Annotated in this window: 12 protein-coding genes and 1 tRNA gene; 6 read left to right on the plus strand and 7 right to left on the minus strand. The window is 32.3% G+C overall.

The annotated features are described in order from the left end of the window. Positions 1-117: 117 nt before the first annotated feature. From JOOMADRAFT_RS11895 to JOOMADRAFT_RS11905, 3 genes are all read right to left on the minus strand, one after another. The gene (locus JOOMADRAFT_RS11895; protein WP_008613697.1) at positions 118-1,638 is read right to left on the minus strand and encodes a choice-of-anchor I family protein; all 1,521 of its coding nucleotides are present in this window, start codon (positions 1,636-1,638) and stop codon (positions 118-120) included. A 195-nt stretch (positions 1,639-1,833) separates the two neighbouring features. After that, on the minus strand, positions 1,834-2,721 hold the full coding sequence (era, locus tag JOOMADRAFT_RS11900) for a GTPase Era (protein ID WP_008613698.1): 888 nt from the start codon (positions 2,719-2,721) through the stop codon (positions 1,834-1,836). Continuing rightward, on the minus strand, positions 2,708-4,075 hold the full coding sequence (locus JOOMADRAFT_RS11905; RefSeq protein ID WP_008613699.1) for an alanine/glycine:cation symporter family protein: 1,368 nt from the start codon (positions 4,073-4,075) through the stop codon (positions 2,708-2,710). Before JOOMADRAFT_RS11905 ends, era begins: the two co-directional genes overlap by 14 nt. Positions 4,076-4,201: 126 nt before the next feature. Here JOOMADRAFT_RS11905 and JOOMADRAFT_RS11910 point away from each other — a divergent pair. Both JOOMADRAFT_RS11910 and JOOMADRAFT_RS11915 read left to right on the plus strand, forming a co-directional pair. Next, positions 4,202-4,274: transfer RNA gene (locus tag JOOMADRAFT_RS11910), tRNA-Met, on the plus strand. Between the two features lie 287 nt (positions 4,275-4,561). Then, positions 4,562-6,283, plus strand: coding sequence for a hypothetical protein (locus tag JOOMADRAFT_RS11915; RefSeq protein WP_008613700.1), 1,722 nt, complete (start codon positions 4,562-4,564; stop codon positions 6,281-6,283). A 14-nt stretch (positions 6,284-6,297) separates the two neighbouring features. Here JOOMADRAFT_RS11915 and JOOMADRAFT_RS11920 read toward each other — a convergent pair whose 3' ends face one another. After that, positions 6,298-7,248, minus strand: coding sequence for a hypothetical protein (locus tag JOOMADRAFT_RS11920; RefSeq protein WP_040879717.1), 951 nt, complete (start codon positions 7,246-7,248; stop codon positions 6,298-6,300). Between the two features lie 62 nt (positions 7,249-7,310). Between JOOMADRAFT_RS11920 and JOOMADRAFT_RS11925 the strand changes: the two genes are divergently transcribed. Beyond that, positions 7,311-8,189, plus strand: coding sequence for an IS982 family transposase (locus tag JOOMADRAFT_RS11925; RefSeq protein WP_008610872.1), 879 nt, complete (start codon positions 7,311-7,313; stop codon positions 8,187-8,189). Here JOOMADRAFT_RS11925 and JOOMADRAFT_RS11930 read toward each other — a convergent pair. Genes JOOMADRAFT_RS11930 through JOOMADRAFT_RS11940 form a run of 3 tightly spaced genes read right to left on the minus strand, consistent with a single transcriptional unit; the run spans position 8,176 to position 12,810 of the window. Then, positions 8,176-10,992 (minus strand): nSTAND3 domain-containing NTPase, encoded by a 2,817-nt coding sequence (locus JOOMADRAFT_RS11930; protein WP_040879719.1) that lies wholly within the window; start codon positions 10,990-10,992, stop codon positions 8,176-8,178. The two genes, JOOMADRAFT_RS11925 and JOOMADRAFT_RS11930, sit on opposite strands and share 14 nt — an antisense overlap. Positions 10,993-10,994: 2 nt before the next feature. Next, positions 10,995-11,837 carry a nucleotidyl transferase AbiEii/AbiGii toxin family protein gene (locus tag JOOMADRAFT_RS11935; RefSeq protein ID WP_008613703.1) on the minus strand — a complete coding sequence of 281 codons (843 nt, stop codon included), beginning with the start codon at positions 11,835-11,837 and terminating at the stop codon, positions 10,995-10,997. Continuing rightward, entirely contained in the window at positions 11,812-12,810 is a 999-nt protein-coding gene (locus JOOMADRAFT_RS11940) for a type IV toxin-antitoxin system AbiEi family antitoxin (protein WP_008613704.1), read from the minus strand. Before JOOMADRAFT_RS11940 ends, JOOMADRAFT_RS11935 begins: the two co-directional genes overlap by 26 nt. A gap of 691 nt (positions 12,811-13,501) precedes the next feature. Between JOOMADRAFT_RS11940 and JOOMADRAFT_RS11955 the strand changes: the two genes are divergently transcribed. The 3 genes from JOOMADRAFT_RS11955 (at position 13,502) to JOOMADRAFT_RS11965 (ending at position 14,580) form a co-directional block, all read left to right on the plus strand. Then, the gene (locus JOOMADRAFT_RS11955; RefSeq protein WP_008613710.1) at positions 13,502-13,846 is read left to right on the plus strand and encodes a single-stranded DNA-binding protein; all 345 of its coding nucleotides are present in this window, start codon (positions 13,502-13,504) and stop codon (positions 13,844-13,846) included. Between the two features lie 76 nt (positions 13,847-13,922). Beyond that, entirely contained in the window at positions 13,923-14,372 is a 450-nt protein-coding gene (locus tag JOOMADRAFT_RS11960) for a JAB domain-containing protein (RefSeq protein WP_008613712.1), read from the plus strand. A gap of 10 nt (positions 14,373-14,382) precedes the next feature. Continuing rightward, positions 14,383-14,580 carry a hypothetical protein gene (locus JOOMADRAFT_RS11965; protein ID WP_008613718.1) on the plus strand — a complete coding sequence of 66 codons (198 nt, stop codon included), beginning with the start codon at positions 14,383-14,385 and terminating at the stop codon, positions 14,578-14,580. Positions 14,581-14,991 lie beyond the last annotated feature (411 nt).

Genomic DNA, 14,991 nt, shown 5'->3' on the forward strand with positions numbered 1-14,991 from the left:
CCTTTGCTTTTCATTTTACTTACAAAGAATATTATATGTAAAATCTTACTAAAAAAAGAAAAGGCTGCCTACATAAATAGACAACCTCTTCTACGGAATTAAAACTAACCTTCTATATTATTTGTTCTCATAAATGCTAATAGTACCACTAGCCTCATTTGTTACAATTAACAGTTCTTTTTCTGAAGGACTATCTTCTGCGCTTATTGCTAGAACTCCCTCTGGGGCATCGTCTCCTGCTTGACTAAGAAATTGTATAAATTCTGGCGCAGTTGGATTGCTTATATCGTAAACCATTACTTGGCTATTTCTTTCTAAACCTACAAACATAATTGTACGTTCCCCAATTTTTAATGCCTCTACCGCCTCTGGCTCTGCACCTTTATCATCACTCCTTCCATCTACTTCTCCTTCATCTGCATTAAAATGATCTGGAGTAAACTCAAGAACTTTTTTTGCTATATCACTTCCACTATCATATACTAAAGCTCCATTTTCAGACCAAATAGTATACGAACGAGCTCCATAGGCATATAATTCATCATAATCACCATCGCCATCAGTGTCGCCCAATGTAGTAGTAACTTTTAATCTCCCTAAATTCTCATCCTCTTGAAGCATGGCTGCATCAGGAAAAGCAATTGCATCTAACGTAAGGTCTTTTATTCTTTCTTCCTCAGAGAAAGCATCATAATCTCTAGCGTCTCCTTCATTGGCAGTAATTACATAAGACACCCCATCAATAGCCACATGTTTAATTGCATCTGGCATATATACTCCTTTTACTGACCAATTTTTCAACTCCGTAACATCGTCTTTATTACTTGCATCCAAAGCATTTTCTGCTAAAGAATGATCTTTAAATCCTAATGGATAAATAGCAGAGATTTGTTTAGCCTCTAAACTTACCTTCGCAATTCCATTGTTCTCTTGTAGTGTTACCCATGCAGTTTTGGAATCGTCTGAGATTGCTACATATTCTGGCTCTATATCTTGTGCAAAACTAGCCTCAGGACCAAAAACTCTGAATCCATCAGATTTTAGCGCTGTTTCTTGAGACGCAAAACTATCGAATGTTAAAGTAGAAACATTCCCAGAAGCTACTTCTATAATACTGATACTTCCTTTTGGATCGTTTAAATAATCTGCACTAGGCTCTCCCTCGTTGGCAGTAACAATATATTTTCCATCAGGAGAAAATAAAACCATGTCTGGCAATGCACCAACGCTAAAAGTATTTTGTAGTGCTTGAGAGTCCGTATTATAAACTAAAATATTCCCGTTTGCCTGTTTATTGCTAGCCTCTACTGCAATTGCCAACATATCTCCATATACCGACACACTATTTGGAGTTCCAAGAGCACTTACATCTATAGCATTTAATTGTTTAGGTGAAGAAATATTAGATAAATCAAACACCATTACTTCATTTGCATCTGGATTTACAGTAAACAACTTTTTGGAAATAGCATCAAATGCCGAAATCTCTGTAGTTCCTCCAGCATTAATAGTAGTAAGGTGTTGAAAATTTACTTCTTTAGCTTCTGGAACTTCTACAACAGAGCCATCGTCGTCTTTTTGACAAGCAGAAAGAGCTATTGCCAACATAGCAATAGCAGAGATTAATCTTAGTTTCATTGGTTAGGTTTTTTATCAACCCCAAAGAAACTAAAGCAGTTTTAAGTTAGTGTTACTTGATTAGAAAGGTTTTGTTACTTCTTTTTCTGAAAGTAAAATTATTGTTATTAATTATATGAGGTAAATACTACTTAACTCCTGTACAAACGATACTTTTATTTTTCTTGAATCTGCTCTAGCAGCACTAAGGCAATTCTATTTTTGGTTGTAGCCGAAGCGTTTTAACTGATTCTGATTAGAGCGCCAGTTTTTATTAACTTTTACATAGATTTCTATATGTACTTGTTTTCCAAAAAATTTCTCTAAATCTTTTCGAGATTGAACCCCTACTCGTTTCAAAGCAGCTCCTTTATGCCCTATAATAATTCCCTTTTGCGTATCTCTTTCTACCATGATTACAGAACGAATTCGAATAATATCTTCATCTTCTATAAACTCTTCTGTTTCTACTTCTACAGCATATGGAATTTCCTTTTTGTAGTTGATAAGGATTTTTTCACGTACCGTTTCATTAACAAAAAAACGTTCTGGTTTATCGGTAATTTGGTCTTTAGGATAAAAAGGAGGTGATGCTGGTAACAATTCTAAAATACGATTAAAAACAGTATCTATATTAAAATTTGTTAATGCTGAAATAGGATAAATTTCGGCATTTGGCACTTTCTCGCTCCACCATTGCACTTGGTCTTCTAATACTTCTTGAGAAGAAATATCTATTTTATTCAGCAATAATAAAACTGGTAATTTTGAAGCAGTTATTTTATCAAAAAAGGCTTCATCCTTTAACTCTTTCTCCCCAATCTCTACCATATAGATAAGCACATCGGCATCTTCAAAAGCCGATTTTACAAAATCCATCATAGATTGCTGAAGCTCATATGCTGGTTTTATAATTCCTGGAGTATCAGAAAAAACTATTTGAAAATCATCTCCATTAACAATTCCAAAAATACGATGACGTGTAGTTTGCGCTTTAGAGGTTATTATAGAAAGTTTTTCACCTATAAAAGCATTCATTAATGTGGACTTTCCAACATTTGGATTCCCAATAATATTTACAAAACCTGCCTTATGATTCTCCATCTTTTACCTTTTTAAAATATAACTTCAAGGAGTTATTAACCTTTGGCGCTAGATAAACTACCGCTATCATATTAGGAATACACATTAATGCATACGCCAAATCTATAAGATTAATAACAACCCCCACCGAAGTAATTGCTGCAAAGGTAATGGTAGCTACGTAATAAATATTAAAAAACTTACCAATTTTAATGTTTGTAAGGAAAGTTAAGCATTTTGTACCATAATATGAATACGTAAATAAGGTAGACATAGCAAAAGCTGCAACAATTAACATTAGCAAAATATGGCCATATCCAAACAGTGACTTTTCAAAAGCCAACAATGTCATTGCAATTCCGTTATTATCTGCTTCTAAATAAGCACCACTTATAATAATAGTCAACGCTGTTAACGTACAGACAATAATAGTATCTATAAATGGACCCAACATAGCTACTAAACCCTCTTGTACTGGTTCGTTTGTTTTAGATTCCCCATGGTACATTGGGGCACTTCCTAAACCAGATTCATTTGAAAATACAGCACGTCTCACCCCCAAAATCACTAAACCCCAAAAACCACCTTTAATAGCGGTTTCGAAATTAAAAGCTTCTTGAAAAATTAATTTAATTGAAGGTATTATACCACCTAAATTGGTAAACATTATTACTAAAACTGCAATAAAATAAAGCGCCACCATAAAAGGGACAATTGCCGTAGCTACTTTAGCTATTTTTTTGAGTCCGCCAAAAATCACTAAAGAGGTTAATACCGAAAGTGTTAATCCAATAATAAGTTTCCAATTAAAATCTCCTAATGCAGCAATTGTAACGTCTGGATTTACTACACTCATAAAAGTTTGCGTAAACTGATTTACGGTAAAAACACCTAAAAAACCAATAAGTCCAGCTATGGAAAAGAAGATTGCTAAAGGTTTCCCTTTTTTCCCCATTCCCTTTGTCATATAATGCATTGGACCAGATTCTATAGCCCCGCTACTATCTATTGTTCGATACATTACAGCCAAGCTACAAGAATAAAATTTTATAACCATTCCAATAATTGCTGTGAGCCACATCCAAAATACAACCCCTGGTCCGCCTTGGTAGATTGCAATTGCAACTCCCGAAATATTTCCGAGTCCAACGGTTGCGGCAACAGCCGAAGATAACGCCTGTAAATGACTAATTTCTCCAGGGTCGTTTGGATCGTCATGCTTTCCTTTAACTACCTCAATAGCGTGCCGAAACATTAAATAAGGCTTAAATCTTGAGTAGATTAATAAAAAAAGGCCTCCTCCAATTACAAAAAAGAGCATTGCCCATTCCGCATAGGGAATAAGAGCGCTTATAGCTTCATTAATTTTATTCATAAAAACTAAAGTAACTAAATCCTTGGATTCGAGAAAGAAAAATAGGGAAAAGAAACTTTTTTAAAATTTATTTCATTTTATGCTTGCACAAATGTAAAAACGTTGTATATTTGCACTCGCAAACATCGCGGGATAGAGCAGTAGGTAGCTCGTCGGGCTCATAACCCGAAGGTCACTGGTTCGAGTCCAGTTCCCGCTACTAGCAAAGACAAGGCTTCACAGAAATGTGAAGCCTTTTTTTATGGACTGGGTACAACATAGGTACAACATTTTGCCGTTTTTGATGGTGATATATATTTTGATATTATTTAGTGTCGTTTAATGTTGATCAATGCTAAAACAAACCGCAAAACTTTTATGGATGCAACATAAAGTTCAAATCTTTTAGCTTTTTGAGTGATGGAGTCAGTTTTTTGGAATGAAAGGTTTTTTCTTTTGGTAATAATAAATAGCTATTGATTAAATTTATATCAAAACAGAAGATTTATGCCAATCGATATAGAACAAAAGTCAAGAGAACTTAAGGAATATGTTAGTGTTTATGACACTAAAACTTTTTTGGGAGATTTAAGTACTTTGTTATTAATGGTGCCTATGCAACATTTACCAGAGAGTATAATTGGTTTGGTAGCTCCTCAACGACAAATTTTCTATTTAGCAGGGTTACATTTAACCTCTGAAAAAAAAGAAAATGCAGGGTTAAAATATCAATATACTCCAGAAGAATGGGAACAAATAAAAGCACTGCTAATAGAAATCGAACAAGGGTATGAAGAGCATTTTTATCCTACATCAGATACAAATATTGATGATTTATGGCTAGAACAACGTAAAGTGGGATTGTTGTACCATTTGAATTATTTTAATCAAGGAGATTTGAATTATGAAGAGCAAATTATAGAAAGAATAAAAGTTTACTTTACTCCGTTTGATAGGGAAATCAGAAATCATTTTGGTTTAAGTGTTGAAGATTTTATTTCGATCTACCTTTTTTTAGACGAAATGTTGCATCAAAAATTAAATACAGTATTTGCTAAGGAAGATGAGCATACTTGGGATGATATATCTATTGAACAATTTGCAGAAGGTATAATGAACCCAATAAAAATGAAAGAATTGGCACCACCATCTTATATTAGAATGTCGGAAAGTGTTATGGATCCTGGTAAAAAATATCGATTTACTATTAAAGAACTGTCGGAACATTTTGATGAAGATATTATAAAAGCATTTGTTAGCATACTTAGTTATAAAAGACAGGTCACAGAATATCTATTTTATACAGAAAGTAATCCATATTTTAGCCACCCTATTTTCGAAAGCGATGATGGTTCATATCAATCTATAGATATAAAACAAATTATTATTGCAATATATAATAGGTTGTTAAACTATATAACTGGTTTGAATATCGTTGATGAAAAATTTTATAAGCATCGAGGAGTTAAATTGGAAAATAAAATTGTAAAGCTTTTCAGGTCTGTATTTGGAAATGATATAAAGGTATATCAAGGCTACTATACCGAGTTAGGGAATGAACAAGATATACTTATATTATATAAAGGAATTGCTTTAATTATTGAGGCTAAAGCTTCAAAACGAAGAGAACCTCGCTCTGATCCAGATAAAGCATATGACCTTATTAAAAAAAATTTTGATAAGGTTATACAGAAGGGATATGATCAAGCATATAGAGTAAAAAAGAGATTTATTAATGGTGATACAATCAAAATATATAGCGATTTAGCTTTAATTGATGAAATTGCTCAAATAAAAACCAAGAATTATCATCACGCCTTTAGTTGTATTGTTACCCTGGAAAGATTTGGTCAAATACAAACTGATTTAAATGATTTATTGGTAATTGAAGATGATGATGAATTTCCATTATCTATTTGTATTGATGACTTAGAGGTGTTTCTTTTAGCCTTTAAAAAACGTGGTTCAAAATTCAGTGAGTTACTAAGATATTTTGATGCAAGAGAATATTTGCACGGAGGTTTGTTATGTAGTGATGAACTGGAAATATGTGGTGCTATTATAACAAAAACTTTAACCGATAAAATTTTAAAATCTGATGAACCAATTAGAACAGATCCTGATCACGCACAACTATTTGATGATTACTACGCAAAAGGACTAGGTTTTGAAAATGAAATCAATCTTGAACGTAAAACTAGTGGTAAATTTTTAAATATGTTTAGGTGATTCTCGTTACTTACCTATTTTCTTCTTTTTTTATTTCTTCTACTATATTCCTTATTTCTTTCAATAATTTCTTTGATATAGTTTTGTATCGGTAATAACATTATATCTTCAGGTAAGGAATTTATATAACCTAAAACTTCTTCCCATCTTTTGGCTCTAATCAAATCAGGGTCTTCATTTCCACTCCAAACTGCTTGTTGGTATATCCACCTTACCTTTTCAAAAACAGCCTTATCTTTATTTTTAATCAGATGAGTTTTTATAAAGCTTTCCTTTTCATTTGCGAATTTTTTATGAACTATGTCCATAACAACCGTCAAGTGTTCAGGGCTGTTAGTATGTTTTATCATATATGTTCTTAAAAAAGAGATGGCTCTTTTACTTTCTTCAGGTTTTAATTGTTCGAAAAGATTTCCTGTAGGATGGTCACTTATTCCGTAGTAATGTTCTTTGTCAATAATATAATCTAAAATAGATTCCATTCTTTCTATTAAATCTTCATTTTTCCATACAAAATTGTATTTATCGCGATGCTCTCTATTAGGTCTTTTAAGTTCCGATATACTATAATAGTATTCAAAGTATTCTAAAAGAAATTCAGGATAGAATATACATAGTTGCTCTAATCCTTCGCTATCATAATCAAAATGAGCTTGTGTGAAATCTTGCAACAAATATGTTTCTTTTAAAATTTTAATATCATCAGTAAATAAATTTACATACTTTTCAAACAGACTACCATAAAAATAGATTCTCAACCCTTCTTTCATCTTTTTGTTCAAAGAAGATAATATCTTATGAAACAACTTCGAGTCTGCTTTTAAATATTTCTCTAAATTTTCAAAAGAAATGCTGAAGTTTTCAGAAGCCGTTTGTGACCACTCAACAATATCTATCGCTGTCTTATGATATAATTTTTTAACTTTAAGTCTTTCAAAATAGCATAATATTAACCCGTTGTGCATTTAGAAAAAGTTGTGCAAACTGCTAAAATGCAGTAAATTGTAGTAACCACACTATAATTTATATGCACAACTTTCAAGCAAATTACGACAAAATCCTCAAGGTTTTAAAAGAATTGGATTGTAAAATGGATTATTTACATCAAATCCGTAAACCTAAATTAAGAGATAAAGAGCTTATAGCTATTGATTTAACATCAGAATATATGAGTGTTGATAGTGAATGCCAGCTTTTTCGAATGTTACCTGCTGGTCTATCCAGCAAAATAGAGCGCAGTGTCTACAATAGAAGAAAGCGTAAGTTGTTTTCTTTTAGAGAATCACTTCGCAAGGCATTAGTGAGAAAGTTGAATAAATCTGAGCATTGTTATATTGTTGACAGTATGCCGTTAGAGGTCTGTAAATTATCAAGAAGCGCTAGAAGTAAGATATGTAAAGAACAAAACTACAGTCTGCCCGAAAAAGGATATTGTGCAAGTCAATCAAGCCATTATTATGGATATAAATTACATGCTGTCTGTTCTGCTCAGGGTGTTATCGAAAGTATGGATATTAGTCCAGCCTCTGTGCACGATATTAATTATTTAAAGGATATAAAGCATCAATTAAGTGATTGCATATTACTTGGTGATAAAGGGTATTTGTCGGCTGAATATCAATTGAATTTATTTGAATATCATAATATTAGACTTGAAACCCCTATGAGAACAAACCAGCATAACTATAGGGAGCAGCCGTACGTTTTTAAGAAATCCAGAAAGCGTATTGAAACATTGTTTTCTCAACTTTGCGACCAATTTATGATTCGAAGGAATTATGCTAAATCTTTTGAGGGATTCAAAAACAGAATATTATCTAAGATTACGGCTATGACGGTCATTCAATATATAAACATATTTGAATTCAACAGAAATATCAATAACCTAAAAATCAATATTGCCTAAATGCACAACGGGTTAATATTATATTGGTTTTTCTATTATAATCTCCTTTACTAATTGCCTCAAAAATTTCAAGAGATTCCTTTTCTTCAATAAGAAAATTTGAAAATGGCCAATACGGTATATAATTCACTTGATTGTTATCTTTAATTATAGTTTTTAATAATTCTAACCCTTTTTTAAAATCAATCCCAAAAATGGAATTAACTGATATGTCAAAACTGTTTCCAGAGATACTCCATTCAGCATTTGTAGCCTCATATAAATATTTGTAATCTTTATAGAGTAATTCAGGTTCTTTAGAATATATAGAAATTGTATAAGCCTTTATTTCATTGTTCTTTTTTTCCTCATATATTTTATGATCTAATTTATCATCTAGTTCATATCTGTGAACCCCATTTAATACCTGTCTGTTTAAAATTTTATAAAATTGATATAACTCACAGTTAAACGATGTTGAAAGTTCTCTAAAGAATTTATGATTAACCTTAGATCTTTTACACCACCATATTTGTTTTTGTACATATCTACAATGTTCAAACATATTTGGATTTAATTTTTCATTAATGATTTTTAATATAAATTCTAAATCATATTTCATTAACTCTTTATTGTTATCTGGATGCATTGAAGCACAAGATTCTAATAATTCTAAAGACTCATTTTCATACGAATCAAAATGTGTAAAAACTCTATTCCATATATCATCTCTTAATTCTTCTATGATTGTTCCTTTTTTGACTTCGTAATTATAAATTGATAAACTGTTACCATATATGGGTTTTACTTGTTGGAATTTATGTTTTAATAGCATTTTCCCTATTACATAAAACAATTCTTTCTCAAGTTGTTTTTCTTCATTTGCCCCTTTTAAAACAATATCTAATAAAGTTCTTTGTTTATAATAGCCATATTGTACATCTTGATAATCAAAACTTAAATATTCTTTTATTGTATAATGAAATTCACTTGCTGTTTCAGGATTACGTCTAATAAATTCTAATGTAGCTAATAAAGCATTCTTTAGGTAGGTAGATGGTCTTCTTGAAAAATGACTTAATAAGCTAAATATGTTTCGCTTTTGTGATGAAAACTCGTTAGTCTCAAAGTTAAATTTGTATTTATCAACTGATTTAGGTTCACCTTGAAGGCCTAACTTAAGCATATATTCAATTGTTTGGTCAGGTATGATAAACCAAAACAATTCATAGAATTCTAATAGATTAATTTTAGAGCTACGCGCAAAATTTAAGAGCACAGATTTAATTGCTTCTACTACGTTTTCGTGATTAAAGCTATTGTTAGCAGATATTACACAATCTTTAAATCGATAATCATATTTTGGAAAATAATTAAATAGTAATATCTCAAAATCTAATGATTTTAATTGAAAAAAAGCTTTGTTAAAAAAATAGATACCTAAGTTTTGCTCTACTATTTTAATTTCTTCTTTATAGATACTTATCAATTCAGACTTTCTTAATAACTCGACATTTGAAACAAAGTCATTTTTATTTAGTTTGAATGTCTTGAGTAAATTATCAAAATCAATAGAATTCATATTTACTGAACTGAAGAAGGTAATCAAAGCCATTGTATTAATAACATTTTCATTTTTTAATTCGCTTGAATCCTTTAAGAAAGTTTTAAAATAAAGGTCAAATGCGTCTTCTGTGTTATTAAGAGCTGACATATCTTGATTAACGCCATCAAGTTTAGCTAGCATAAGAGCAAGTCTAACATTTCCTTTTGCTAAATCTAATATTTTATAAAGTGAATCTTTATTTTTTATACAAAAGGGTTCGGTAGTTAAAATATCTCTTAATTCCTCATCTTTAAGTCTTTTGATACTTATAGTTTCGAAATCAAATTCACTAATGTGTTCAGAAAAATCTGTTGCAGCATAATCTCTAACAGTTACAAGTATTTTTACTTTTTTGTAAGAACTATTTTTTAAAAACTGTAAAATCCGTTCAAAATGAGATATTCTATGTGCATCATCTATAAAAAGAATGGTTTGTGAGCCTACCGATAGCTTTCCTTTTAGATCATCTACAATTGAATCACTGTCAAATGAATTTACCCAAACCATTGTGCTAGGTTGTTCTCTTAGTAGTCTATCTAATACTTCAACACATAATTTAGATTTTCCTGTCCCAGCAGGGCCAGAAATGATTGAAATATGATGCTTATTGATTAATTGAAAAACTTCCTTGATTTCAGTCTCTCTATGTAGAAATGGGTTGTTTAATGGTGTAGCAATTTGTTTGCCAGCACTGTTATAGTTTTTGACAAATGTTTCTAAAGAGACCCACTGGGATTTATCTAAAGGGATGTCTAAATATTTATTACCTATGTCTGTATTTTGTAATAAAATATTTCTCGCAATACGATTGATACCCCAAAAATCCATTAAGATATTTTCTTTTTTGCATAGCTCATTGAGTTGATCACTTTGACCTGGTTTTAACTCAAAACTTGCACAGAATGTGATTGTCTGTATTTTTTCTTTTTTTACTCCAGTCTTTTCTTCATCTATACATTTAGTGAAGTCATTTATAAGCTTATTTAACCCTCCACTTTTATCTTTTGTAATCTCATTAAAAACAAAAAGATCATTATCCAAAAGTATATAAGAGTCTGGTGTCCCTGATTTTGTTTCTTCTTTTCCTAATGCCATACCAGACCGACCAAAATCTTTGTGAGACGGGTAATTACGTAGTATGATTTCATCGCACATTTCCTGAAATAATGTGCTGTTTAATGAAATTATTTTTGAAACTATTTCAGAAAGTTGAGACATATCTATTTATTTTCAATCAAACCTAATTTAAATTCTTCCAAAATTTCAACGGCATATTCTAAATCCCATTCTCTATTTCTTATCCATTGTTTGGCAATTACTGAATCTTTGGCATTTGCAACGTTATCGTTGATGGTTTTTAAAATTCTATCATTGATGGCTTCTGAAATATTTAAAAAGTGGCTTGCTTTTCTCCCTAATACTCTTGCTGCAATTTTGAATTGATCCAAGTCATCTTCCTCCGGAAAAGTGTCATTGTGATGTTCTACTATTTCATCAAAATTTAAATCGAAGTAATGTTCAATGATTCTTAAAATATCATAGAGGTCGTTATCCCTTTCTTCTGGTCTATCGCTCCAGGCTATTAATTTTAAAATTACCATTCCGGGAAGGGATGGGATTTGCAAGGACTTTTCTTCTATTTGTACGGTTTCAGATTCTTGTAGCACTTCGTTATATCCCAGAACGTGTAAATCTGTGTAGCGTTCATTAAATTTTATGGTGAATTTTTCTTCTATCTCTCCAAAGGGTAATAGATCAATAGCAATATTGAATTTGTCATTATAGAGAGTCCACGGAGCTTCTACTTTGTTAAATCCATATTTGAGAAGTGCTTCAACCACGGCTTCAAATTCCTGTATGGAAGCTATCATTATAGCAAAATCAATATCTTTTGTTCCCCTGTTGGGTTTAATACCTCCTTTCAATAGTTCTAAGGCTACCGCACTTGCGCCAATGAGGTAGTATGGTATGTTCAGTTTTACCAATACATCATCGATAATGTCAAAAACTTCTTTAAAATAAGGGATTGCTAATTCCTTATAGGTTTGGTTTGATTTGCTCATTCAAAATTAGATTTGCGGTTTCTTTGCTTCTTTTATCATTCCCGATCATCAATTCTGCATACACTAATGCTGCGGGTGCTGTATTCTCATTAAATTGGGGGTTCCAAAAGAGATCGTATGCCCATACATCTCCTTCATCATCTGGGATTAGTCTATAGTTGAGCATCAGTTCTTTTACGGTCTCTATCGTGTATATTATAAACTTTTCTGGGCGTAAATGATTGGTGAGTATATCCCCTGCAGGTTCACCTCCCCATACGGTTTTCCCTTCGTTGAACTGTATTTCTTTCCAATCTTGATTTTTATTTTGAAATCTAAAACGTTGCTTAAAAATCGTAGGCCGTAAAGTTTGTTCAAATTCTGTAATCCATCTATTGAGAAGTTCTTCATAATGATTGATGATGTATTCATTCTTATTCAATTTTAAAATGAAGTTAGTGTCCAATAACCCATTTATAATTAAAGGAATATTTCCCAAGCCTACATTTGTAAGCTCAGCGATATCTCTCTGAGTGTGATTTAATAACTGGGGATTTAATAAAAAATGAAATACGACCTTAAGTCCAGTTTTTGTAAATGCCCTATTTCCTTTATCCTTTTTAGTTCTAAGTGTTTTATTGGTATCAATATATAGGAATACTTCATTATGGTTTATATAGACATTTCCATTGCCCTCTAAATAATTCACGTTATGCGCTCTTAGTTCTTCCTTTACTTTTGGAAATAACTTTTCGGCAACCAATAGAAAGTTTTGAAATTCACTGTTGTAATGTAGTATATTGAGTATTTGATGATTCTTCACATCCTTTTTAATCTCTACCAGTAATACGACCTTCTTATCATTAAGGGTTAAATTTAATTCCCCATCTATACCAGTGTCTTTATTAGGATCAATAGTTTTCCAGTCCCAAATAATCGGGATATCCTTCTCTAAATTATGAATTGCATTATTGAAAATATCTAATTCAGTCATTACAAAAACATTTTATTGTTCACTATTTTTTATTGTTCATAATTCGTGAACACGTGTTATTTATGAACAAAGATACTTGATTATTATGATTAATATATAAAAATCATTCAGCACATTTCTCTTCATTCCACAAAAAGCTACATTCCGGGCAAAAAGCTTCCCTAAAAAGTCTTGGACACCATCCACAATTTCTCCTTTCCATTCCGTTAACCCTTCCCGATGCTCTGGGAAGGAACACTGCATTCCCAATTCGAAATCGTGAACACAGTCCGCTTTATCGGAATTCCATTTAATCATTTGGTGCCACTTCCTATGTATTGGTACTTCACAAAAGACTTTAGAACTACTCCCGCACCCCTCACTGTCCCTCCCTTTTTTTGACAGCAAAATACCAACATTTGGAAGTTGAACGGACTGCATAAGCCAGTCGTGCCTCCTTTTTATAAGTCCTTATCAATTCCAAATATTGAAACCGTATCAGCAACAAAAAAAGGTAACAGCGAGGGCGCTATGGGAAGTAAATCTAAAATGAATCTTATGAAATCGTACAAAAACATCAAAAAGGAAGCGGCACCAAAAAAAACAAAAAAGGAAAACGCTCTGGATATAATAAGTAAATCATTTCAAAAAAATAGAAACGCAAACTGTCTGAATGGTTCAGATAGCATTATTAATCTTTAAATATTTTATTATGAGTACTTTAAAAAATCACGTACAGTTAATCGGAAACGTTGGACAGGAACCAACCATTACCAACCTTGAAAGCGGAAAAAAAGTAGCCCGTTTTTCAATCGCCACCAACGAACACTACAAAAACAGCAAAGGCGAAAAGGTACAGTCCACCGACTGGCACACGGTTGTAGCTTGGGGCAAGACTGCCGAGATTATCGAAAATTATGTAGGTAAGGGAAAGGAAATAGCCCTAACGGGAAAACTACGAACCCGAAGCTATACCACCGATGACGGAAACCAACGCTATGTAACCGAGGTGGAAGCCAATGAAATCCTATTACTAGGAAGCAAAAATGATAAGTAATCCTAAAAAGCAAAGAGGGCGTTCCCTTGGAAAGTAGCGCCCTCTTTTAATTATTAACCCTTTTAATAAGCTAATAATGAAAAGCAAAGTTAATGAAATAGCTATAAGTTACAGCGGAAGCACCAAAGCAAATTTACTTCCCAAAATCACCTGTTCCCAGAGTGCGGCAGATTTAGCTTACAGCCATTGGAACAAAGAAACAATCGAACTACACGAAACCTTTAAAATACTATTACTCAATAATGCCAATAAAGTGAAAGGGATTTATGAGGTTTCCAACGGAGGAATTACGGGTACTTTAGTAGATGTGCGAATTTTATTTGCTGTCCTCTTAAAGAGCCTCACTACCGCAGTAATTTTATTACATAACCATCCGAGTGGAACTTTAAAACCAAGTGAAGCCGACAAACGCCTAACCCAGAAAATTAAAAAGGCAGGAGAGCTGTTTGATATCAAAGTTTTAGACCATTTGATATTGACCCCTGATGGTGACTATTACAGTTTTGCAGATAACGGAATCCTTTAAACTGAAAGCTATGATTTATCTAAATTTTACCGACTTGAGCGAAAAAACTCAAAACCGACTTTTAGAGGATTCTAAAAAAGATGTAGAACGAAAATTTGGGGATGAAATCCGCAAATACGTCAAGGAAAATTATACAAGTTTTGAAACGATGATTGAAGAAGAAGCTATAAGGAATTTGTATTCCTATACTTTTGTATTCAATATTTAATTTTTAAAAATTTCCCAGGAAAACACCGCTATATTGTAGTGGTGTTTTTTGCTTTATTGAATTTTCAATTCAATAAAAATCATTATCTTTATTTCGCTGAAATTCAGCATTCAATTTTACGTAGGGTTATCCATTTTTTGACTTTCGCCGATAACCGTACCCATCGAAAAATTACATAACAGGAAATTATTTCCCTGAAACTGGCAATTGGCTTTTTAGCCAAATTGTACGGAATTTTGTCCAGCTGGGCGGGACGAAAAGGAGTAGCAAGAGGGTAACACGCGATGCGATGTTAAGCACTCCTACTTCTTGTTAATCACTTGATTTTTAGTTAATTAAAAATCAAGTGATTATTTGGATTTCTACAATTTGCGACAAATGCCCTGTGAGCGCCCATTTTTAGGGAAGGAT

The organism is Galbibacter orientalis DSM 19592 (assembly GCF_000260115.1).
Taxonomy (GTDB): Bacteria; Bacteroidota; Bacteroidia; order Flavobacteriales; family Flavobacteriaceae; genus Galbibacter; species Galbibacter orientalis.